Source organism: Pseudomonas sp. LBUM1640 (assembly GCF_059716225.1).
The window spans coordinates 5,424,038-5,444,884 of the sequence record NZ_CP166816.1 but is presented as its reverse complement, the minus strand read 5'-3'; the positions used below and the strand labels follow the sequence as shown (position 1 = coordinate 5,444,884).

The following is a 20,847-nucleotide window of genomic DNA, read 5'->3' as shown; positions in this document are numbered from 1 at the left end:
GATGCAAATAGTGGGCGGTAACCAATCGACGAGTGGCCCTTTGCGGTGGCCTATCCTACTGAGGGTAGCTGAACACCACCACTCGGAATGCATATTTTGGGAAAATGTTGTGGTTATTACTACATTTTTCCTTGAGTGATGCCTTGAAAAAAGGTATTTGTAGCTTAACTTGATAAAAGAACAAACATCATGCCTTCGATAACCGTAGAACCCTGCACCTTTGCCCTGTTTGGCGCGTTGGGTGATCTGGCGCTGCGCAAGTTATTTCCTGCCCTCTATCAACTCGATGGCGCCGGGCTCCTGCACGACGACACGCGCATCCTGGCCCTGGCCCGCGAAGCCGGCTCCGAGCAGCAGCACCTGGCGCATATCGAAAAAGAACTGCGCAAGTACGTCGGCAAGGAACTGGACGAAGCCATCGCGCAACGGTTCCTGTCGCGCCTGACCTACGTGCACGTCGACTTCATGAAGGCTGACGACTACGTGGCCCTGGCTGAAATAGCCGGCACCGAGCAGCGCCTGATTGCCTATTTCGCCACCCCGGCGGCAGTGTATGGCGCGATCTGCGAGAACCTGTCCAAGGTCGGCCTGGCGGAAAACACCCGCGTGGTGCTGGAAAAACCCATCGGTTCGGACCTGGAATCCTCGCGCAAGGTCAACGACGCCGTGGCGCAGTTTTTCCCGGAAAATCGCACTTATCGCATCGACCACTACCTGGGCAAAGAAACCGTCCAGAACCTGATCGCGCTGCGTTTCGCCAACAGCCTGTTCGAAACCCAGTGGAACCAGAACTACATTTCCCACGTGGAAATCACCGTGGCCGAGCAGGTCGGTATCGAAGGCCGTTGGGGTTACTTCGACAAGGCCGGCCAGCTGCGCGACATGATCCAGAACCACCTGCTGCAGCTGCTTTGCCTGATCGCCATGGACCCGCCGGCCGACTTGTCCGCCGACAGCATCCGCGACGAGAAGGTCAAGGTGCTCAAGGCCCTGGCGCCGATCAGCCCGGACGGCCTGACCACCCAAGTAGTGCGTGGCCAGTACATCGCCGGCTACAGCGCCGGAAAAGCGGTGCCGGGTTACCTGGAAGAAGAGAACTCCAACACCCAGAGCGACACCGAAACCTTCGTCGCCCTGCGTGCCGATATCCGCAACTGGCGTTGGGCCGGGGTGCCGTTCTACCTGCGTACCGGCAAGCGCATGCCGCAAAAGCTGTCGCAGATCGTCATCCACTTCAAGGAACCGTCCCACTACATCTTCGCCCCCGAGCAGCGCCTGCAGATCAGCAACAAACTGATCATCCGCCTGCAACCGGACGAAGGTATTTCCTTGCGTGTGATGACCAAGGAGCAGGGCCTGGACAAGGGCATGCAACTACGCAGTGGCCCGCTGCAACTGAATTTTTCCGACACCTACCGCAGCGCGCGCATCCCGGATGCCTACGAGCGGTTGTTGCTGGAAGTGATGCGCGGCAATCAGAACCTGTTTGTTCGCAAAGATGAAATCGAAGCCGCGTGGAAGTGGTGTGACCAGTTGATCGCCGGGTGGAAAAAATCCGGTGATGCGCCCAAGCCGTACGCGGCGGGGTCCTGGGGGCCGATGAGCTCGATTGCACTGATCACGCGGGATGGGAGGTCGTGGTATGGCGATATCTGAATTGAAACTGCCTCAGGGCGTGACTGCCCATGAGTTCCGCACGCCTGTGCTGCTGGCTGACGGCTTGGCCAATGACGTGGCCGAGCAACTGCGCGCGGCCATCAGTGCGCGTGGCGAGGCTACCTTGGTGGTGTCCGGTGGCCGCAGCCCCGTGGCGTTTTTCCAGAACCTGGCCAAGCAAGGCCTGGACTGGTCCAAGGTCACCATCACCCTGGCCGACGAGCGCTGGGTGCCGGTGGAGCATGCCGACAGCAATGCCGGCCTGTTGAAGAAGTACTTGCTGCAAGGCCCGGCCGCCAAGGCCAAGTTCCTCAGCCTGTACAACGTTGCCGCGAATCTTGAAGACGCCGCCCAATTGGCTGATCGCCAGTTGGCAGAGTTGGCCGCCATTGATGTGCTGGTACTCGGCATGGGCGATGACGGCCACACCGCGTCGCTGTTCCCCAACAGCCCCAACCTGGGCGAGGCACTGAAGGCCGACGGCACCCGCCGTTGCTGGCCGATGCTGGCGCCGACGGTGCCGCACCAGCGCCTGACCATGAGTCGTGCGTTGCTGGCCACAGCCAACTACACCGTGCTGTCGATTTCCGGCAGCTCGAAATTGACCACCTTGAGCGCCGCGCTGGCCAGTGACGACGTCGCTGCCATGCCGATTCGCGCGTTTTTGCAACCTACTTTAGAGATTTACTGGTGCCCATGAGCCAAGGATCAGCCGCTATGAAAAGCCCTCAACCGACCGTGTCCATGGCGGATAAAGTTGCCCTGATCGACAGCCTCTGCGCCAAGGCGCGGATCCTGCCAGTGATCACCATCGCCCGCGAACAGGACATCCTGCCGCTGGCCGATGCCCTGGCAGCGGGCGGTCTGACCGCATTGGAAGTGACCCTGCGTTCGGAGTTCGGCCTCAAGGCCATTCAGGTGCTGCGCGAGCAACGGCCTGAACTGTGCACCGGTGCCGGCACCGTGCTCGACCGCCACATGCTCGAAGCGGCTGAAGTGGCCGGCTCGCAATTCATCGTTACCCCAGGCATTACCCGCGACCTGCTGGAAGCCTCGGTGCACAGCCCGATCCCGTTGCTGCCGGGCATCAGCAATGCCTCCGGCATCATGGAAGGCTATGGCCTGGGTTATCGCCGCTTCAAGCTGTTCCCGGCTGAAGTCAGTGGTGGCGTTGCTGCGATCAAGGCCCTTGGCGGCCCGTTCGGCGAAGTGAAATTCTGCCCAACCGGCGGCGTTGGCCCGGCCAACATCAAGAGCTACATGGCGTTGAAAAACGTGATGTGCGTGGGCGGTAGCTGGATGCTCGACCCAGAGTGGGTCAAGAACGGCGACTGGGCCCGCATCCAGGAAGTCACCGCACAGGCGCTGGCACTGCTCGATTGAGCTGATTTACCGAATCGTTGTTGCTGTGCTTAACGGCATTTTTGCGGTGCACTTGGTCGGTGTACCGCTTTTTTTTGCCTGCAAAAAACTCAAGTTCAACGCCGATCAATGTGGGAGCGGGCTTGCTCGCGAATACGGTGTGTCAGTCGGCGAATATGCCAGCTGAGCCACCGCATTCGCGAGCAAGCCCGCTCCCACACAAGCCCGCTCCCATATTTTAATCCGTGCTTAGCTCGATTATTGCGTTGACCAACACATTGATGTCCGCCGCCGACGTCACCAGCCCCGGTGTCACCCGAATACAGGTGCCAAACGCTGCACCGGTTCGCGTCGTGGTAAACACGTCATAGCCCTTGAGCAGCCGATCCGCCATCGCCTGCTGATCCCGCCCAATAAACTTGAACGCCGTGATCCCGCAATACAGCCGTGGATCATCCGGCGTCAGCACCTCGATCCCCGGTAACGCACGCACCTGGCTCACCCAAAGATCGCGCAGGTAATTGACCCGAGCACCCTTGGCCGCCGAACCACCCAAGTCACGGTGTTCTTCAAACACCAGCGGCAAGGTCATCAGCGCCGGAAAATTCGGCGTGCTGTAGGACGTACGCGCACGTACATCAGTGGCCGGGTAATGAAACTCGCCCATGTCGGGGTCGATGTCGGCCAGGCGCTCCGGGGCGATATACAAAAAGCCCAAGGTCAGCGGCGCGCCGATCCATTTGTGCAGGTTGAAGCCGGCGAACTGGATGCCCAGCTGGGCGAGGTTTAATTCGATCTGGCCCAGGGCGTGAGCGCCATCGAGGATCACGTCAATGCCATGCTCACGCGCGGCCTTGGCAATCGCCTCAACCGGCATCACCAAGCCTGTGCGATGGGTCACGTGGGTCAGCGCCATCAGCTTGAGGCGCGGGTACTGCACAAACGCATCGCGATAAGTCTGCACCAGGCTGTCGAAATTGGCCGGGTGAGTGTGGGACACCTCGATCACCTCCACACCGCGATAGCCTGCCAGCCAGCGCATTGCGCCTTTGACCGTGTCGTACTCCAGGTCGCTGATCAGCACCTGGTCGCCCGGTTGCAGGCAGTTGTAGTTACGGATGAGTGATTGCAAAGCCTCGGTGGCGTTACGGGTGAAGGCGACCGCCTCGGGGTCGGCCTCTATCAGCCCGGCCAGTTGGCGGCGGATCTCGACGTTTTCACCCTGCTCGAAGCGCTGGCGCACATACAGCGAGTTGCTGCGGTTGATAAACGCAACGTGCTCCAGGTACTGCGCCCGTACCACGCGGCTCATGCGCCCGAAGTAGCCGTTTTCCAGGTTGATCGGCCCAGGTTCCAGCTCATAGCGCTGGGCAATGGCCTGCCAGTGGCGTTCGTTATCTGCATTCCTTGGCATGGCGTGGGCTCTTAATGGCGAGGGGCGGGTTTGCCGTGTTTTACACGTAACGGTTCCAACAGTTCGGACAGGCCGTTGTGGTCGATTTCCTGCATCAGCGCCAGCAAACCGCCCAGCTCGCCGTGGGGGAAGCCTTCACGGGCGAACCAGTTCAGGTAAGGGCCGGGCAAGTCGGCGATGATCCGCCCTTTGTATTTGCCGAAAGGCATTTGGCGGGTGATCAGCAGTTCGAGTTTTTCGGGGTTCATGGGGTTTCAGTGAGAGGAGTCGAGGTCTTCGAAAATACAGGCATTCTGCATGAAGGCCAAATGACAGATCATGCAAATAACGTACATACAGATGGTTCAATAATTTGTAAGCTGTTGAAATATAACGAATAGTTTGTTTTCGAAAACCTGGCACGGGCGCTGCAATCATTAAGGTAAGTTTCTTAACCCGCACAAGGAATTGAAAAATGACTGACATCAATAAAGAATCGATCTCCGTACTCAACGACCTGATCGAGACCAGCAAAGACGGCCAGAAAGGCTTCGCGACTTGTGCTGAAGACATCAAGCACCCAGAGCTCAAAGCCCTGTTCGTAAAACGCTCCACTGACTGCGCTACCGCAGCTGCTGAGCTGCAAACTGCAGTTAGAGCATTGGGCGGCGACCCGGAAAAGTCCGGTTCGGTGGCTGGCGCACTGCACCGTGGCTGGGTCGACGTGAAGTCGATGGTGACCGGCAAAGATGAAGAGGCCGTGCTGAACGAAGCCGAGCGCGGTGAAGACCACGCATTGAAGGCTTACAAGGAAGCGATCGAGAAGATCAACAAGCACAACCTGCTGGGTATTCGTGACTTGGTTGAGCGTCAGTTCCACGGCGCACAACGTAACCACGACCAGGTCAAAGCCCTGCGTAACCAGGCTCGCGCTCAGTCTTGAGTGAGGCCTGTTGAACGATCGGGACTTGTCCTGCTGGTTTAACGCGTATAAAAAATCCGAGACTCGAATAGGTCTCGGATTTTTTATGCGTGCGTAGGTGACTGGCGTCTCTGTTGCAGTGAGAGTTGCGCCGAACCACTCGCAGCAAGAGTGTTTAGTTTCTGTGTTTTTCATACCCAAAGACGGGGTGAAAATTGTTCGAAATCTGATCAAGTGGCGCGGGAAGGTTGGACGCGTCGATGGGCTTAAGGCGGTACCTATTTCTATTTTCGAAAACACCTCTATCGGTGAGGGACGGGTCAAATAGAAAAACTTGCCCACCGATTGCCAGCACCCGTCCTATTTCGTCAGCGACCCGGGCAGTAATAGGCGCACCCATCAGTGTTACCGTTTGAACTTTCTCGCAGGTAATCGGAAAGTCAGGCTCGCCGTATTCTGAGACCGGCATGATGTTGGGGATTGCACTGTGGCGGTTAAGGCCATTGGAAACCTGCTGTTTATAGAGATTCAGATTGATGGCGCCTTCGAAGCCGGAGATATTACCGTCCGCATAGATGCGCCCTTCTCCCCATACATCGAGTAGTGGAATAGGCTTGTCGACAATTCTATAATGTTTATATTTGTAAGATAAGGTGTGGTTGGCATTACGGTAGAAGCAATAAAGACTGCCCTCATACTCGACTAAGCAGGGAGTGTCGGTTATGTCGTCTGATCGTAGGGATCTGTCGGCAGACCAAGTGCCATTTTCCAAATAGTTTATACATAAGTTATCGCCGTTGTTATCGATAACCCGTGCGGCATAGAGTCTATTGTTGTAGGTAAAAATAGAAGGGCTTTGCGACGCTCTCGCAGACATGCTCATCTCGTGAGACCAAGTGACCCCGTCACATTTTATGCACCAGGTTGTATGGGTGCCGTCGGCCCGATGATAAGCGCAGTAGAGCTCGCCATTGTATACGGCAAGGGAGGGGGAGTCAGACATGCGTAGTCCGGGAAGGCGATGATCTGGGCTCCACTGATTGCCATCAAAGGTCGAATACCATATCGATCCATGATCCTCCTCCCACCCTTGGTGTAAGCAGTACAGTTTGCTCTCATAAACGGCGAGGGCGGGTGACGTCATAATCCCTTTTTGCGTATTGATCGGGCTTGACCACTTTTCCCCATCAAACGTGGTGTAGGTCAGTTTTTGCGAATCGCCTCCCGGCCGATAGGCGCAATAAATCATATTGCCATAGACCGCTACGGCAGGCCTGCCGGTGACATAGACGTTGGGGATGGTGTTTTTCGAAACAGTGGTTAATTCGCCTGATGCAGACGTGCGGCATATTAAGTAATTGATCTGGCCGTTGTTAAATTCACCGTGGTGTTGGAAAAAAATATACAGTTCGCTTCGAAAGGTGACGGCGTAGGGGCCGGCAGAAGTTTTGTCGGGCAAACTATAGCCTGCCAGCCAGGTGCCGGCTACCTGGAATGGGTTGTTTTCATAGGTCATGGGTTCTTGTATGTTAGGCATTTACATTTCCTGAAAGGTTTTGGGCTATTTGAATTTTGAAGTTGGGTGGGGCAGGCATGTGTTATTTGTTTAAGCGTGTTCGATGTTATCGAAGGTGACAGGAATAAAAAGTCAGTTTTGAAGGTTGTCGGTGTGAGAAAATGCCTGAAACAATGAACGTTCATGTCAGCAGGTTTGTATACGTTGTAATGGCGTGTGGCGTATTGAAAACCAGCGATATGAAGCCATTCGCCGTGAGTTTGGCTTGGCGTGTACGCGACGTCATGAGTATGAGGGGCACCTCGACGCCTGTTAGCGGGAGCACATGGAGGTGGGGTCGAAAGACCGCAGCCAACTAACTAATAAGTGTCGGGTAACAAAGCGGTGGGGCGGGTTTAGTACGGGGCGAGATAGACTAACTTAACTGAGTAGTGTGAGTGGCTCGATAGGCACTCATAGGTACGTTTAGAAGGACGGCCGCTACGAAGCCGCCCTTCACCCATAGCTCGAATCAGCCGATGCTGATTGGCGGCAACTCAGTCAACGTCACGACTTGCTGCTTGCGGGGCGCAAGAATTTCCGCCTCGCCATCCACCACCAGCTCATCGCGCTGGTTGAATACACGGGTGGCAATGCGCACGCGAAACTTGGGCAGCTTCTCGAGGATTTCCAGACGCACGGTCAGGGTGTCGCCGATTTTCACCGGCTTCTGGAAGCTCATTTGCTGGCCGATATAGATAGTGCCCGGCCCAGGCAACTCGCAGGCAACCGCCGCGCTGATCAGTGCGCCGCTGAACATGCCGTGGGCGATACGCTCCTTGAACATGGTCGCCTTGGCGTACTCGGCATCCAGGTGCACCGGGTTGTGGTCGCCGGACATCGCGGCGAACAACTGGATATCGCGCTCCTCGACGGTCTTGCTGTAGCTGGCAGTCTGGCCGACTTCGAGGGCTTCGTACGGGGTGTTGGTAACCTGAGTCATCTAAAGGTGCATCCTGTGGCTAATCGGTAATTAATTAACTATCTGATTATAAACGATAAATTACTCGCAGCGAGTCGGCCGGCGCAACGTCAAAGCCTGCTCCAGCCACGTCAGTACATCGGCGGTGACTTCATCACGGTTGGTTTCATTGAACACTTCGTGACGCGCCTGCGGGTAGACAGTCAAATGCAGGTTCTGGCAGCCGGCCTCACGCAACGCATGGGCCAGGCTTTTGAGACGCTTGCCTTCACTCACCGGATCACATTCACCGCCCATCACCAAAATAGGCAGGCCCGGATCGATCTGCGCGAGATTGGACGCTTTACTGATTTGCTGCAAGCCGCCCAGCAGGTCGACCCACAACTGGTTGGTGCAGCGGAATCCGCAGAGTGGGTCGTTGATGTACTTGTCGACTTCATCCGGGTCGCGGCTGAGCCAATCAAATGCCGTGCGATTGGGCTTGAATGCCTTGTTGAACGAGCCGAATGACAAAAAGTCGATCAGCGCACTGCGCCCGCGCAAACCCTGGCGTGCCCGTTCGATCCGGGCAATGACGGCGGCGGCGCGGTACAGCGCAATCGGCTGAAAATTCGAACCGCTGAGAATCGCACCCTTCAAGCTGGCGCTGTGGTGCAGCAGGTAGGCCTGGGCGATATAGCTGCCCATGCTGTGGCCCAGCAGGATGATCGGCAGCCCCGGTTGCTGCTGGCCGATGTGCTGGTTGAGGCTGGCCAGGTCGCCCACGACTTTGTTCCAGCCATCTTTTTCGGCATACAGCCCCAGCGTCCCTTCGTCGGCGGTGCGGCCATGGCCGCGCTGGTCCAGGGCATACAGGCCGTAGCCGGCTGCGCACAAGGCCTCGGCCAGGCGCGCATAGCGGCCACTGTGCTCGGCCATGCCGTGGGACAACATGATCATGGCCTTGGCTTCGCCTTCCGGCAGCCATTGATTGACGTACAGGCGGCTGCGGTCATTCGCGGTCAGCCAGAAGGTGCTGTGGTTCATGACGCTTCCTTTGCTCAGGGTCGTTGCAGTGTATAGCTCATCTGTCAGAGGCCGGTGTATCTGCCTACACGTTAGGGGCAAGATTCATACAATAAATGACACAGTTGGGTGTATTTGCCTGTTTGGCCATAGCTGCTAACGTCCCCAAAGCTCCGCTTTTTATAGATGCAAAAAAGGCGGCCGGACACACTCAGGTAAGAGGACAAGAATAATGCAACCTGATTTCTGGAATGACAAACGCGCGGCGGGCGTTCCCAATGACATCGACCTCACTACCTACAAGTCGGTGGTTGAAGTCTTCGAACGCTCCTGCAAGGCCTTTGCCGACCGTCCGGCGTTCAGCAACATGGGCATCACCCTGACCTACGCCGAGCTTGAGCGCCAGAGTGCGGCGTTCGCCGGTTACCTGCAGCAGCACACCGACCTCAAGCCGGGCGAGCGCATCGCGGTGCAAATGCCCAACGTGCTGCATTACCCGATTGCCGTGTTCGGCGCATTGCGCGCCGGGCTGATCGTGGTCAACACCAACCCGCTGTACACCCCGCGCGAGATGCGTCACCAGTTCAAGGATGCCGGCATTCGCGCGCTGGTCTACCTCAACCTGTTCGGTTCGCGGGTGCAGGAGGTGTGCGCCGACACCGAGATCGACTACCTGATCGAAGCCAAGATGGGCGACTTCATGCCCGCCGCCAAAGGCTGGCTGATCAACACCGTGGTCGACAAAGTCAAGAAGATGGTCCCGGCCTATAACCTGCCACGTGCTGTGTTGTTCAAACGCGCCTTGCGCATGGGCGCGGGGCAGGGCCTGACCCGGCATCCGGTGACCCTGGACGACATCGCCGTGCTGCAATACACCGGCGGCACCACCGGCCTGGCCAAGGGCGCGATGCTCACCCACGGCAACCTGGTCGCCAATATGCAGCAGGCGCGGGCGTGCATGTCCCAGGTCAGCGACGACGGCCAGCCGCTGGTAAAGGAAGGGCAGGAGGTGATGATCGCGCCGCTGCCGCTGTACCACATCTATGCCTTCACCGCGAACTGCATGTGCATGATGGTGACCGGTAACCACAACGTGCTGATCACCAACCCACGGGACATCGGCGGCTTCATCAAGGAGCTGAAAAAGTGGCGGTTCTCCTGCTTGTTGGGGCTGAACACGTTGTTTGTAGCGCTGATGGACCATCCGGATTTCAAGACCCTGGATTTCTCCCACCTCAAGATCACCAACTCCGGTGGCACGGCCTTGATCAAGGCCACCGCCGAGCGCTGGAAGGCGGTGACCGGTTGTTCCATCGGCGAAGGCTACGGGCTGACCGAAACTTCACCGGTGGCCAGCACCAACCCCTACGGCAGCCAATCGCGCCTGGGCACTGTGGGTATTCCCGTGCCGGGTACGGCGATGAAGGTGATTGACGATGAAGGGCGCGAGTTGCCACTGGGTGAGCGCGGCGAGCTGTGCATCAAGGGCCCGCAAGTAATGAAGGGCTACTGGCAGCAGCCGGTCGCCACTGCCGAAGCCCTGGACGCCGAAGGTTGGCTGAAAACCGGCGACATTGCGGTGATCGACAACGATGGCTTCGTGAGCATTGTCGATCGCAAGAAAGACCTGATCATTGTCTCGGGCTTTAACGTGTACCCCAACGAGATCGAAGACGTGGTGATGGCGCATCCGGCGGTGGCCAACTGTGCAGTAATCGGCGTGCCGGATGATCGCACCGGGGAGGCGGTGAAGCTGTTTGTAGTGGCGCGCACGCAGGGCGTGAGCCTTGAAGAGCTGAAGGCGTACTGCAAGACCAATTTCACCGGCTACAAGGTGCCCAAGCACATTGTGTTGCGCGACTCGTTGCCGATGACGCCGGTGGGCAAGATTCTGCGGCGGGAGCTTCGCGACATCGCCTGATATGAAATGCGGTTAAAAATGTGGGAGCGGGCTTGCTCGCGAATGCGGTGTATCAGTCAGCAGATGTATCGACTGAAGCACCGCATTCGCGAGCAAGCCCGCTCCCACATTTGCTATTTATCGTCTTGAAGGCCCATTCCAGAGCATTTTGCTGGGTGATTTTACCCTGGTTTAAAGTGTGACCAAATATTGTAGGACAGTCATGTTTATGACCGTAGGGGCCACCTTTGGCTCTAGGCGGCCCTTGGCAAAGCTGCTACTCTCGGCGCGCTTTGTGACTTCTCGGCCTGCTTTAAAGCGCCAGACTCACCTTAAAAAAACATACACCAATAATAATCGCATCAAATGCGATGATGAATTCGCGTCGCTGAGGAGTGGGCTTCCATGAATGAAGACTTTTGGAAGGATAAGTACCCCGCCGGGATTGCTGCAGACATCAATCCAGACGAGTATCAGAATATTCAGGCGGTACTGAAACAGTCCTGCCAGCGCTTCGCCGACAAACCGGCTTTCAGCAACCTGGGCAAGACACTCACCTACGGTGAACTGTACGAACTGTCCGGCGCCTTCGCCGCTTACCTGCAACAACATACCGACTTGAAGCCTGGCGATCGAATCGCCGTGCAACTGCCCAACGTCCTGCAATACCCGGTTGCCGTGTTCGGCGCCATCCGTGCCGGCCTGATTGTGGTCAACACCAACCCGCTGTATACCGCGCGGGAAATGGAACACCAATTCAATGATTCCGGGGCCAAGGCCCTGGTCTGCCTGGCGAACATGGCGCACCTGGCTGAAAAAGTCGTGCCCAAGACCGCCGTCAAACACGTGATCGTTACCGAAGTCGCTGACCTGTTGTCGCCGTTCAAGCGCCTGCTGATCAACAGCGTCATCAAGTACGTGAAGAAAATGGTCCCGGCGTATCACTTGCCCAAGGCGATCAAGTTCAACGACGTGCTGGCCAAGGGGCATGGCCAACCGGTCAACGATGCCAGCCCGGCCAGCGGTGATGTCGCCGTGCTGCAATACACCGGCGGCACCACCGGCGTGGCCAAGGGCGCGATGCTCACCCACCGCAATTTGGTCGCCAACATGCTGCAGTGCAAGGCGCTGATGGGCTCCAACCTCAATGAAGGTTGCGAGATCCTGATCACGCCGCTGCCGCTGTACCACATCTATGCCTTCACCTTTCATTGCATGGCGATGATGCTGATCGGCAACCACAACATCCTGATCAGCAACCCGCGCGACCTGCCGGCGATGGTCAAGGAACTGTCGAAGTGGAAGTTCAGCGGCTTTGTCGGCTTGAACACCCTGTTCGTGGCGCTGTGCAACAACGAAGGCTTCCGCAAGCTGGACTTCTCCGCGCTGAAGGTCACCCTGTCGGGCGGCATGGCCCTGCAACTGGCAGCGGCCGAGCGTTGGAAAGACGTGACCGGCTGCAACATCTGCGAAGGCTACGGCATGACCGAAACCAGCCCGGTGGCGACGGTCAACCCGATCCAGAATATCCAGATCGGCACCATCGGCATTCCGGTGCCGTCGACCGTGTGCAAAGTCATCACCGATGACGGCGTCGAGCTGGCCCTGGGTGAAATCGGCGAGCTGTGCGTCAAAGGCCCGCAAGTGATGAAGGGCTACTGGCAGCGCGAAGATGCCACCGCTGAGATCCTCGACAGCGAAGGCTGGTTGAAGACCGGTGATATCGCGATCATCCAGCCGGATGGCTACATGCGCATTGTCGACCGCAAGAAAGACATGATTCTGGTCTCCGGTTTCAACGTGTACCCCAACGAGCTGGAAGACGTGCTGGCAGGCCTGCCGGGCGTGCTGCAATGCGCGGCTATCGGCGTGCCGGATGATAAGTCCGGGGAGCACATCAAGCTCTTCATCGTGGTCAAGCCGGGGGCGACCCTGACCAAGGACCAGGTGATGGAACACATGCGTGCCAATGTCACCGGCTACAAGGTGCCCAAGGCCGTTGAGTTCCGTGATTCGCTGCCGACCACCAACGTGGGCAAGATCCTGCGCCGTGAGTTGCGCGATGAAGAACTGAAGAAGCTCGGTCTTAAAAAGTAACCCAATAAAAAACCCCGCGAATGCGGGGTTTTTTATTGCCAGGATTGAAAGGCAATCCAAGTGTGGGAGCGGGCTTGCTCGCGAATGCGGTGGGTCAGTAACACATCCGGCGACTGACACACTGCATTCGCGAGCAAGCCCGCTCCCACATTTTGCTCTGCATTCCTACAGGGCGAACTGCGCGAAGCTCACACCAGCACCTGCCGGGCGTACATCTTTGAGGAACGAATCCTTGTCTGCGCTCAGCTCCAGGGTGATCTCCGGCTTGCGCTTGCCTGCATTGCGCACCACCAGCCCTTCGAGTTTTTCACGCATGAACGCCGTCGGCACCTTCAGGTGCAGCAACTGGTCGGACTCGGCGTTGTGCATCAACAGGTGAATCCACTCGTACTGGCCCACGGCAATACGGCCCACCGGCAGATCGAACCACCAGATGTTGCGTTTTTGGTCCAGGTCGGTGAAGTGGCAGTTGTTGACGCCGAGTATGGCACCGCCCAGTTCCAGGTTTCTGCGGGCGATGGCCTGTGCTTTATTGAGTTTCATAACCTTCCTACGGGATCTGTTATTCAGCGTTATAGCCTGAATGTGCCGGGCATTCTCGTGGGTTGGCTGCAAAACATAAAGCCAAACCTGCAGGCGGCGATGAAATGCCCGCTGAAAAATAATTGAAACTCTGCCGAACGGCTTCAGGTCAATCTCTACGTAATGACCAAAAACCTCGATTGTTCCAGGAGAAATACCATGAGCAGCACATCGGATAAGGCAAAAGGTTTGGCAAATGAAGCGGTTGGCAACATCAAGCAAGGTGTTGGCAAAGTAACTGACAACGACAAGCTGCGTGCTGAAGGCGTTGTGCAGGAAAAGAAAGGTGAAGTGCAGAAAGCCGTCGGCGATACCAAAGACGCGGTTAAGAAAGCCACCAAGTAAGCCTGAATCGTTGGCTGTATGCGTGCAGCCGGACGGCCATCCACGGATGGCCGTTTTTATGTCGGGCGTTGCAACTAAAATCTGGTAATTGTTTCAAAGTCGCCAAGTAGGCTACTTTTGATGTAGAAAACGGCCCCTGAGTCGCCCACGACCTCACCCTTTTTGCGGCGAAAGGAGACGCTATGATTTTTCCGGTATTGCAAGGCTTGCCACTGCACAAAGTGCTGGTGCGCACCGTCAAGGAGTTCGTCGACGACGAAATGCCCACCTATGCCTCGGCACTGGCCTACCAGATGCTGTTCTCGTTGTTTCCCTTCCTGCTGTTCCTCATCGCCCTGATCGGGTTCCTGCACCTGCCGGACTTCTTCACCTGGCTGCGCATGCAATCGGAACTGGTGTTGCCGCCCCAGGCGCTGGAGCAGGTCAACCCGGTGATCGACCAGTTGCAGCAATCCAAGGGTGGCTTGCTGTCCGTCGGTATCGTGATTGCGTTGTGGACCGCCTCGGCGGGCGTACGCCTGATGATGAGTGCGATGAACGCCGCCTACGACGTGGTCGAAGGCCGCCCGATCTGGAAGCGTTTCCCGCTCTCGGTGTTCTACACCGTCGGCATCGCCGGCATGCTGCTGGCTGCCGCCGCGTTGATGGTGCTTGGCCCGCAGGTGATGGAGTGGCTCGCCGGGCAGATCGGCATGCAGGAATTCGTGGTTACCTTGTGGACCATCCTGCGCTGGCCGCTGATCGTGGTTTTGCTGATGTTCGCCGTGGCCCTCATGTATTACGTGATGCCCGATGTGGAGCAGAAATTCCGCTTCATCACGCCAGGCTCGGTGCTGGCTGTGGTGGTGTGGATCGTCGCGTCCCTGGGCTTTGGCTACTACGTCAAAACCTTCGCCGATTACAACGCCATGTATGGCAGTATCGGGGCGATCATCGTGCTGCTCCTGTACTTCTACATTTCTGCCGCCGTGCTGCTGCTGGGCGCGGAGATGAATGCCGTGATCGAACACATGTCGGCCGAAGGCAAGGACCCAGGGGAAAAGGAGTTCGATGAGCATTCCAGCACGGATGAAAAACAGCACGTCTCAGGCCTAGGCCGGGACCACTCCAAGCCCCTAACTGACGAAGTCTGATTGATGATCCGTGAAATCCTGAAAATGGGCGACGAGCGCCTGCTGCGAATTGCACCCCCGGTTCCGCCTGAGATGTTCGACAGCCCTGAGCTGTGGCAGTTGATTGATGACATGTTCCAGACCATGGAACACGTCGGCGGCGTGGGGCTTGCCGCACCGCAGATCGGCGTTGACCTGCAACTGGTGATCTTTGGTTTCGAGGCCAGCGAGCGCTACCCGGATGCGCCGCCGGTGCCGCAGACCATCTTGATCAACCCCTTGATCACGCCGCTCAGCCCAGTGCTCGAACAGGGTTATGAAGGCTGCCTGTCCGTGCCCGGCCTGCGTGGCGCGGTGGACCGATACCAGCAGATTCGCTACGAGGGTTTCGACCCTAAAGGCGAGCCGATCGTACGCATCGCCGAAGGCTTCCATGCGCGGGTGGTGCAGCATGAATGCGATCACCTGATCGGCCGGTTGTACCCCTCGCGGATTACCGACTTCAGCAAGTTCGGGTTTATCGAAGTGATGTTTCCGGATATGGATCCGAACGCGGACGAATAGCTTTCAGGCCCAATGAGATCCAAATGTGGGAGCGGGCTTGCCTGCGATTGCGGTGTAACAGTCACAGTGATGTTGGCTGACCCACCGCCTTCGCAGGCAAGCCAGCTCCCACATTGTTTTTGCATGCATTAAAACTATTTGGCCGGTTTGACGAACCGCAACGTCATCCGATCCGATTCCCCAATCGCCACATACTTGGCCTTGTCCTGCTCGCCCAATTTCAACGCAGGCGGCAACGTCCACACCCCACCCGGATAGTCCTTGGTGTCTTTCGGGTTGGCATTCACCTCACTCTGCCCAGCCAGCTTGAACCCGGCGTCTGTCGCCAACTTCACCACCTGCGCGGTGGTCAGGTAACCACTGTCCTTGATGGCTTGCAGGTTCGCCCCATCCTTGGCGCGGTGATCTTCCACGCCCAACACACCACCGGGCTTGAGCACCGTGTAGAACGCGCTGAAGGTGGCCGGCGCGGTGCCCGCGTCAACCCAGTTATGCACATTGCGAAAGGTCAGCACCGCGTCGGCCGAAGCCGGTTTGCCGAACACGGGCGCCTTGGGGTCGAACTCCACCACGTTAGCCTTGGCGTAACGCGCCGGGTCGGCGGCGAATTTCTTTTTCAGATTCTGTTCGGACGTCGCGGCGTAAGCACTGCTGCTGGCAGCCTGCACGGCGGCGATGTAATGCCCGTGATCCTTGAGCAACGGCGCCAGCACTTCGCTGTACCAGCCGCCGCCCGGCGTGATCTCGATCACGGTCTGCTTGGCGCCCAAGCCGAAAAACTCCAACGTCTGCTGCGGGTGGCGATAGCCGTCGCGCGCGCTGTTGGCCGGGTCGCGCCAACTGCCGGCGAGTACGCTGGCGTACTGCTTGGCGGTTATCGGTGCGTCGGCTGCCTGGCTGAACGTTGGAGCGAGGAGGGCGGTGAGGGACAGCGCTGCAAGCGTCGTTTTCATGATCATCCTGTAAAAGGGCCACTGTGCCGTCGAGGCTAGCATGGGCCTTCTACCTGCCGATCACACATTATCCGAGGTCGACCTTCGCGTTGGTTATAAGCCCCATCGCGATCATTGGCTTGTTACGTTTATAGCGCACGAACCGCTCGCTGAGGGATTGCGGCAACACCGTGTCCTGGGTGAAGCCCATACGCTGATACATACCTTCCAGATCAGGATGGCACAACAGCCATACGGCGCCCTCCACGTCAGCCACCGCCTTTAGAATCAAGCGCGCCGCCAACCCTTGGCCGCGATAGGCCGGGTCGACAAACACCCCAGTCAACCACTGCCCGCCGACCACCGGCGTGAGGCACAAACCGGCCACAATCTCGCCGTCGCGCGCCACCCACAAACGCCCACCTTTGATGGCTTTCATCGACGAATCGTGGCGGCGGTAAAACTTGTTCAGCAGCGGCCACAGGGGCTCTTCCAGCGGTTCGAGGTGCAGTTCGGGCATGGTCGTCAAGCCAGCGTTTTCAAGGGGCCGGGATTATAAGCGCCTTCTGCCCGGCAATAGGTGGTATACCCATGCTTACATCCTCTTCAGTTGAGCAAGCATCATGGCCAAAGGTATGGATTCAAAGAAAGCCGCGAAGAAGAAACCGGCAAAAACCGCCGATGAAAAACGCGCCGACAAGAAAGCCAAGAAAACCGAGACAGGCCTGTTCGGTCACTGAGTTACAAGCTTAGAACCAAACGATCTGCAAGATTTTTGCGTCTCGCTGCACAGAGCAGGAAACACCTGCTCTGAGCTGCCGATGGCCAACTACCTTGATCTGACCCAACGCCGGGAAATCGAAGCCCTGGCGCACAGTTTTACCGCCAGAACCGAATGGCCGACCTGGCTGTTGCTGATCGGCGTGTATACCGGCTGGTTCGCCGTGATGCTCGCCAGCCCTTGGCTGGGCGTGTGGCTGAGCACCCTGTTGCTGATTCCCTTGGTGACGTTGTGGCTGTCGGTGCAACATGAATTGCTCCACGGCCATCCCACCCGTTCCCTACTCGTGAACAAACTGCTCGGCTATGCGCCCTTTGCCGTGTGGTATCCCTACACGCTGTATCGCAACAGCCACTTGTTGCACCACAACGATGAAGACCTCACCCTGCCGGGCATCGACCCGGAAAGCCGCTACCTGAATCAATCTCAATGGGACACCAGTTCGTTGTTCGAACGTGGCGTGCATTGGCTGACCAAAACCGTGCTCGGCCGCTTTGTGCTGGCCGCGCCTTTGGCGATTGGCCGCTTGGCCCGGCATGAGTTTCGACGCCTGCCGCAGGTGTGGCCGATGTGGCTGGCCCACGGCGCCGTGACGATTCTGATGCTCGCCTTTATCGCCTACTACAGCGCAGTGCCGGTGTGGCATTACCTGCTGCTGGTCACCGCGCCGGCCTTGTCCCTGGCCTCGATCCGTTCCTACTATGAACACCGCCCGCACCTGCAGCCGGAGCAGCGCACCGTGCTTAACGAAGCATCCTGGCCGTGGACCTGGCTGTTCCTCAACAACAACTTGCACCTGGTGCACCACGACCTGCCAAAACTGCCGTGGTACTTACTGCCCACGGTCTACCACGCGCGCCGCGAACAATGGGTGGCGCGCAGCGGTGGGTTCCTGGTGCAAGGTTACGGCCAATTGATCAGCCGCCACGGCCTCAAGGCCATCGACAGCCCCCGGCACCCTTTTGCTTGAGAGACGCCCATGAGTGATCACTATGCCGAGCTGCTGATGTACGTCGCCCCTGAAGCGGTGCAGCACGCCAACCAACAGTGGCTGACGCGGATATTCGAGCGCCTGAACCTGAGCCGCCGCAACGCCGGCCACCTTGACCTGCACGGCCTATGGCTGGCGCCCGAACTGCTCGTGACGCAAACGTGCGGCTACCCGCTGATGACCCAACTGCGCGGCCAGGTGCGTGTGATCGGCCGACCACGGTATGAATTGGCGCACAGCAGCCATGGCCAACATTGCAGCCTGCTGCTGACCCGCGACGACAACCCAGGCACCGCCCTGGCCGACTTCTACAACAGCCGCGGCGTGATCAACGGCCACGACTCCAACAGCGGCATGAACCTGCTGCGCGAACGCCTTGCGCCATTGCAGCGCGACGGCCGTTTCTTCGCCAGCGTCGGCATCAGCGGCGCCCACCGCGAAAGCCTGCGCTGGCTGCGCGAAAACCGTGCCGACCTTGCCGCTATCGACAGCGTCACCTACGACTACCTCGCCCGCTTTGCCCCGCAGGAAGTAGCGGGGCTGCGCATCGTCACCCACAGCGCGCCAAGCCCGACCTTGCCTTACATCGGGCCGCTGCAGTTGAGCGATGAACAGGTGGTGCAGATCCGTCAGGCGATGAACCTGGCGTTGCAGGACTTGCCGCAGGTCGTGGACGCGTTGGGTATTCAAGAAGTTCTATCCGCCAGCGAAGACGACTACCACGTGCTGTTGGGCTACCAGCAGCAAGCCGCCAGTGCCGGTTACGCGAGGCTTCAATGAGGTTATATAAAAATGCCTTTTAAATATTATTAAAGAATAAGCAGCCTTGCTAGGATCGCTCCACCGGAACACCGGACATAACGCGCAACCTACTTAGATGGAGCCACTATGTCCGGCGCCGACACTTCTCACAGCGATTACGTGGGCGGACTGTTTCGCAGTCATTACGACTGGCTGTGCAGCCGTTTGCACCGCCATCTCGATTCGCGTGCCCACGCCGAAGACATCGCCGCCGACACCTTCGCCCAACTGCTGAGTTCGCCGGGGGTGGTGCCTATTCGCCAACCCCGCGCCTTGCTCACCACCATCGCCCAGCGCCTGATGTACCAGCTGTGGCGCCGGCGTGATCTGGAGCGCGCTTACCTCGACGCCCTGGGCAGCGATGAAACCTGCAGCGCACCGTCCCCTGAAGACCTGGCGCAAATACTCCAAGCCCTGCAGGCCATCGACCAATTGCTCGACGGCTTGCCGGCCAAGGTCAAGGCGACCTTCCTGCTGTCGCAACTCAATGGCCTGACGTATCCCGAGATCGCTGCCGAACTGGGAATTTCCCAGCGTTCGGTCAGCGACTACATGGCCCGTGCGCTCAACCGTTGCCTGCGCCAGACGCCAGGCCAGCAACACAGCTACCTGTCGCCGACCGCGCCGGTAGGGGCGTTCTACTGCACGCGGCTCAGTTATGACTTTTAACAATGACCCGCGATCCAGAGGTTGCTGAAGATCAAATGTGGGAGCGGGCTTGCTCGCGAAGGCGTCGTGTCAGTTAGCACATGTACCAACTGATACGACGCCTTCGCGAGCAAGCCCGCTCCCACACTGACGCTGCCCACATTGGATCTGTTTTGAATCTCCCAGAGGCTGCTCATGAAAACAATCAAAAACCTGCTCGGTGGCTCGCTATTGGCACTGACCGTATTGGCACAGCCGGCCACGGCTGCCGAAGCCATCAAACCCATCCACTTCGGCGACATTACCTGGGAAAGCGGCAGCCTGATCACCGAAGTGCTGCGCCTGATCGTTGAGAAAGGCTACGGCCTGCCCACCGACACCTTGCCCGGCAGCACGGTGAGCCTGGAAGCCGCCTTGGCCAAGGACGACATCCAAGTGATCGGCGAAGAGTGGGCCGGGCGCAGTCCGGCGTGGGTCAAGGCCGAAGGCGAAGGCAAGGTGTATGGCCTGGGCGACACGGTCAAAGGTGCCACCGAAGGCTGGTGGGTGCCGGAATACGTGGTCAAGGGCGACGCCGAACGCGGCATCAAGCCACTGGCGCCGGACCTCAAGTCGGTGGCCGACCTGCCGCGCTACAAGGACGTGTTTCGCGACCCTGAAGACCCAACCCGTGGCCGCTTCCTCAACAGCCCCACCGGCTGGACGTCGGAAATCGTCAACAGCCAGAAGCTCAAGGCGTATGGCCTGACCGACACCTTCGTCAACTTCCGCACCGGCTCCGGCGCGGCGCTGGATGCCGAAGTGGCGTCGTCGATTCGCCGTGGCAAACCGGTGTTGTTCTACTACTGGTCGCCGACGCCGCTGCTGGGCCGCTTCAAATTGATCAAGCTGGAAGAGCCGCCGTTCAACGCGCAAGCCTGGAAAACCCTGGCCGACGGCAACAACCCGCACCCCATTGGCACCCGCTCGCTGCCGGCGCAACTGGCGATTGGCGTGTCGGCGCCGTTCAAGGCGCAGTACCCGCAACTGGTCAGTTTTTTTGAAAAAGTCGACCTGCCGATTGACCTGCTCAACGGCATCCTCGCGCAGATGAGCGAAAAACGTGAACAGCCGCGCCAAGTGGCGCTGGCGTTCCTCAAAGAGCAGCCGCAGGTCTGGCAACAATGGGTGCCGGCGGATGTAGCGGCCAAGGTCAAGGCCGGCCTGTAACCGATCGTCCCCACGCTGCGCGTGGGAATGCCGCCCCGGACGCTGCGCGTCCCGCTCTAAAGTCGTGACG

21 protein-coding genes are annotated in these 20,847 nt (G+C 58.4%); 13 read left to right on the top strand and 8 right to left on the bottom strand.

All coding sequences use genetic code 11. The annotated features are described in order from the left end of the window. Positions 1-189: 189 nt before the first annotated feature. Genes zwf through ACA065_RS24070 form a run of 3 tightly spaced genes read left to right on the top strand, consistent with a single transcriptional unit; the run spans position 190 to position 3,039 of the window. Positions 190-1,656, top strand: coding sequence for a glucose-6-phosphate dehydrogenase (gene zwf, locus ACA065_RS24080; RefSeq protein ID WP_497691825.1), 1,467 nt, complete (start codon positions 190-192; stop codon positions 1,654-1,656). Next, a complete protein-coding gene (gene pgl / locus ACA065_RS24075) occupies positions 1,643-2,356 on the top strand; it encodes a 6-phosphogluconolactonase (RefSeq protein ID WP_497691824.1) in 714 nt (237 codons plus the stop codon). Before zwf ends, pgl begins: the two co-directional genes overlap by 14 nt. Before the next feature lie 17 nt (positions 2,357-2,373). Then, positions 2,374-3,039, top strand: coding sequence for a bifunctional 4-hydroxy-2-oxoglutarate aldolase/2-dehydro-3-deoxy-phosphogluconate aldolase (locus ACA065_RS24070; RefSeq protein WP_026067364.1), 666 nt, complete (start codon positions 2,374-2,376; stop codon positions 3,037-3,039). Positions 3,040-3,256: 217 nt separating this feature from the next. Here ACA065_RS24070 and ACA065_RS24065 read toward each other — a convergent pair whose 3' ends face one another. Together ACA065_RS24065 and ACA065_RS24060 are read right to left on the bottom strand one after the other, a co-directional pair. Further along, positions 3,257-4,432, bottom strand: coding sequence for an aminotransferase class V-fold PLP-dependent enzyme (locus ACA065_RS24065; RefSeq protein ID WP_497691823.1), 1,176 nt, complete (start codon positions 4,430-4,432; stop codon positions 3,257-3,259). Between the two features lie 11 nt (positions 4,433-4,443). Then, the gene (locus tag ACA065_RS24060) at positions 4,444-4,680 is read right to left on the bottom strand and encodes a DUF3820 family protein (protein WP_057704239.1); all 237 of its coding nucleotides are present in this window, start codon (positions 4,678-4,680) and stop codon (positions 4,444-4,446) included. 206 nt (positions 4,681-4,886) lie between these two features. Between ACA065_RS24060 and ACA065_RS24055 the strand changes: the two genes are divergently transcribed. Beyond that, complete coding sequence (locus ACA065_RS24055; protein ID WP_497691822.1) at positions 4,887-5,354, top strand: ferritin-like domain-containing protein; 468 nt, start codon at positions 4,887-4,889, stop codon at positions 5,352-5,354. Positions 5,355-5,508: 154 nt separating this feature from the next. On the opposite strand, the gene ACA065_RS24050 is transcribed toward ACA065_RS24055, so the two are convergent. The 3 genes from ACA065_RS24050 to ACA065_RS24040 form a co-directional block, all read right to left on the bottom strand. Then, entirely contained in the window at positions 5,509-6,870 is a 1,362-nt protein-coding gene (locus tag ACA065_RS24050) for a Kelch repeat-containing protein (RefSeq protein WP_497691821.1), read from the bottom strand. A gap of 490 nt (positions 6,871-7,360) precedes the next feature. Continuing rightward, positions 7,361-7,831 (bottom strand): MaoC family dehydratase, encoded by a 471-nt coding sequence (locus ACA065_RS24045; RefSeq protein ID WP_003175719.1) that lies wholly within the window; start codon positions 7,829-7,831, stop codon positions 7,361-7,363. 60 nt (positions 7,832-7,891) lie between these two features. Further along, the gene (locus ACA065_RS24040) at positions 7,892-8,836 is read right to left on the bottom strand and encodes an alpha/beta hydrolase (protein WP_497691820.1); all 945 of its coding nucleotides are present in this window, start codon (positions 8,834-8,836) and stop codon (positions 7,892-7,894) included. Positions 8,837-9,047: 211 nt separating this feature from the next. On the opposite strand from ACA065_RS24040, the gene fadD2 reads away from it, so the two are divergent. Together fadD2 and fadD1 are read left to right on the top strand one after the other, a co-directional pair. Beyond that, entirely contained in the window at positions 9,048-10,736 is a 1,689-nt protein-coding gene (fadD2, locus tag ACA065_RS24035) for a long-chain-fatty-acid--CoA ligase FadD2 (RefSeq protein ID WP_497691819.1), read from the top strand. 384 nt (positions 10,737-11,120) lie between these two features. After that, positions 11,121-12,812 carry a long-chain-fatty-acid--CoA ligase FadD1 gene (gene fadD1, locus ACA065_RS24030; RefSeq protein WP_497691818.1) on the top strand — a complete coding sequence of 564 codons (1,692 nt, stop codon included), beginning with the start codon at positions 11,121-11,123 and terminating at the stop codon, positions 12,810-12,812. 165 nt (positions 12,813-12,977) lie between these two features. On the opposite strand, the gene ACA065_RS24025 is transcribed toward fadD1, so the two are convergent. Beyond that, positions 12,978-13,355, bottom strand: a complete 378-nt coding sequence (locus ACA065_RS24025; RefSeq protein ID WP_497691817.1) for a hypothetical protein — start codon at positions 13,353-13,355, stop codon at positions 12,978-12,980. A 198-nt stretch (positions 13,356-13,553) separates the two neighbouring features. Between ACA065_RS24025 and ACA065_RS24020 the strand changes: the two genes are divergently transcribed. The 3 genes from ACA065_RS24020 to def all read left to right on the top strand — a co-directional run bounded on the left by ACA065_RS24020 (position 13,554) and on the right by def (position 15,415). Continuing rightward, positions 13,554-13,739 (top strand): CsbD family protein, encoded by a 186-nt coding sequence (locus ACA065_RS24020; RefSeq protein WP_497691816.1) that lies wholly within the window; start codon positions 13,554-13,556, stop codon positions 13,737-13,739. A gap of 182 nt (positions 13,740-13,921) precedes the next feature. Then, positions 13,922-14,872: a YihY/virulence factor BrkB family protein gene (locus ACA065_RS24015; protein WP_497691815.1), complete on the top strand. Its 951-nt coding sequence runs from the start codon at positions 13,922-13,924 to the stop codon at positions 14,870-14,872. Between the two features lie 3 nt (positions 14,873-14,875). Then, positions 14,876-15,415 carry a peptide deformylase gene (gene def, locus ACA065_RS24010; RefSeq protein WP_497691814.1) on the top strand — a complete coding sequence of 180 codons (540 nt, stop codon included), beginning with the start codon at positions 14,876-14,878 and terminating at the stop codon, positions 15,413-15,415. A 134-nt stretch (positions 15,416-15,549) separates the two neighbouring features. Here the strand turns inward: def and ACA065_RS24005 are convergent, their stop codons facing one another. Continuing rightward, positions 15,550-16,368 (bottom strand): class I SAM-dependent methyltransferase, encoded by an 819-nt coding sequence (locus tag ACA065_RS24005; protein ID WP_497691813.1) that lies wholly within the window; start codon positions 16,366-16,368, stop codon positions 15,550-15,552. Positions 16,369-16,435: 67 nt separating this feature from the next. Then, complete coding sequence (locus ACA065_RS24000; protein ID WP_497691812.1) at positions 16,436-16,867, bottom strand: GNAT family N-acetyltransferase; 432 nt, start codon at positions 16,865-16,867, stop codon at positions 16,436-16,438. Between the two features lie 301 nt (positions 16,868-17,168). Between ACA065_RS24000 and ACA065_RS23995 the strand changes: the two genes are divergently transcribed. From ACA065_RS23995 to ACA065_RS23980, 4 genes are all read left to right on the top strand, one after another. After that, the gene (locus ACA065_RS23995; RefSeq protein WP_497691811.1) at positions 17,169-18,098 is read left to right on the top strand and encodes a fatty acid desaturase; all 930 of its coding nucleotides are present in this window, start codon (positions 17,169-17,171) and stop codon (positions 18,096-18,098) included. 9 nt (positions 18,099-18,107) lie between these two features. Beyond that, positions 18,108-18,899: a phosphate/phosphite/phosphonate ABC transporter substrate-binding protein gene (locus ACA065_RS23990; RefSeq protein ID WP_497691810.1), complete on the top strand. Its 792-nt coding sequence runs from the start codon at positions 18,108-18,110 to the stop codon at positions 18,897-18,899. Between the two features lie 108 nt (positions 18,900-19,007). Beyond that, positions 19,008-19,589, top strand: coding sequence for a sigma-70 family RNA polymerase sigma factor (locus tag ACA065_RS23985; RefSeq protein ID WP_497691809.1), 582 nt, complete (start codon positions 19,008-19,010; stop codon positions 19,587-19,589). A 174-nt stretch (positions 19,590-19,763) separates the two neighbouring features. Further along, on the top strand, positions 19,764-20,777 hold the full coding sequence (locus tag ACA065_RS23980) for an ABC transporter substrate-binding protein (RefSeq protein ID WP_497691808.1): 1,014 nt from the start codon (positions 19,764-19,766) through the stop codon (positions 20,775-20,777). The last annotated feature ends 70 nt before the right edge of the window (positions 20,778-20,847 follow it).

Bases quoted from the DNA above. Each gene is read 5' to 3' on its own strand.
- zwf (WP_497691825.1), top strand. From the start codon at position 190: ATGCCTTCGATAACCGTAGAACCCTGCACCTTTGCCCTGTTTGGCGCG.
- pgl (WP_497691824.1), top strand. From the start codon at position 1,643: ATGGCGATATCTGAATTGAAACTGCCTCAGGGCGTGACTGCCCATGAG.
- ACA065_RS24070 (WP_026067364.1), top strand. From the start codon at position 2,374: ATGAAAAGCCCTCAACCGACCGTGTCCATGGCGGATAAAGTTGCCCTG.
- ACA065_RS24065 (WP_497691823.1), bottom strand. From the start codon at position 4,432: ATGCCAAGGAATGCAGATAACGAACGCCACTGGCAGGCCATTGCCCAG.
- ACA065_RS24060 (WP_057704239.1), bottom strand. From the start codon at position 4,680: ATGAACCCCGAAAAACTCGAACTGCTGATCACCCGCCAAATGCCTTTC.
- ACA065_RS24055 (WP_497691822.1), top strand. From the start codon at position 4,887: ATGACTGACATCAATAAAGAATCGATCTCCGTACTCAACGACCTGATC.
- ACA065_RS24050 (WP_497691821.1), bottom strand. From the start codon at position 6,870: ATGCCTAACATACAAGAACCCATGACCTATGAAAACAACCCATTCCAG.
- ACA065_RS24045 (WP_003175719.1), bottom strand. From the start codon at position 7,831: ATGACTCAGGTTACCAACACCCCGTACGAAGCCCTCGAAGTCGGCCAG.
- ACA065_RS24040 (WP_497691820.1), bottom strand. From the start codon at position 8,836: ATGAACCACAGCACCTTCTGGCTGACCGCGAATGACCGCAGCCGCCTG.
- fadD2 (WP_497691819.1), top strand. From the start codon at position 9,048: ATGCAACCTGATTTCTGGAATGACAAACGCGCGGCGGGCGTTCCCAAT.
- fadD1 (WP_497691818.1), top strand. From the start codon at position 11,121: ATGAATGAAGACTTTTGGAAGGATAAGTACCCCGCCGGGATTGCTGCA.
- ACA065_RS24025 (WP_497691817.1), bottom strand. From the start codon at position 13,355: ATGAAACTCAATAAAGCACAGGCCATCGCCCGCAGAAACCTGGAACTG.
- ACA065_RS24020 (WP_497691816.1), top strand. From the start codon at position 13,554: ATGAGCAGCACATCGGATAAGGCAAAAGGTTTGGCAAATGAAGCGGTT.
- ACA065_RS24015 (WP_497691815.1), top strand. From the start codon at position 13,922: ATGATTTTTCCGGTATTGCAAGGCTTGCCACTGCACAAAGTGCTGGTG.
- def (WP_497691814.1), top strand. From the start codon at position 14,876: ATGATCCGTGAAATCCTGAAAATGGGCGACGAGCGCCTGCTGCGAATT.
- ACA065_RS24005 (WP_497691813.1), bottom strand. From the start codon at position 16,368: ATGAAAACGACGCTTGCAGCGCTGTCCCTCACCGCCCTCCTCGCTCCA.
- ACA065_RS24000 (WP_497691812.1), bottom strand. From the start codon at position 16,867: ATGCCCGAACTGCACCTCGAACCGCTGGAAGAGCCCCTGTGGCCGCTG.
- ACA065_RS23995 (WP_497691811.1), top strand. From the start codon at position 17,169: ATGGCCAACTACCTTGATCTGACCCAACGCCGGGAAATCGAAGCCCTG.
- ACA065_RS23990 (WP_497691810.1), top strand. From the start codon at position 18,108: ATGAGTGATCACTATGCCGAGCTGCTGATGTACGTCGCCCCTGAAGCG.
- ACA065_RS23985 (WP_497691809.1), top strand. From the start codon at position 19,008: ATGTCCGGCGCCGACACTTCTCACAGCGATTACGTGGGCGGACTGTTT.
- ACA065_RS23980 (WP_497691808.1), top strand. From the start codon at position 19,764: ATGAAAACAATCAAAAACCTGCTCGGTGGCTCGCTATTGGCACTGACC.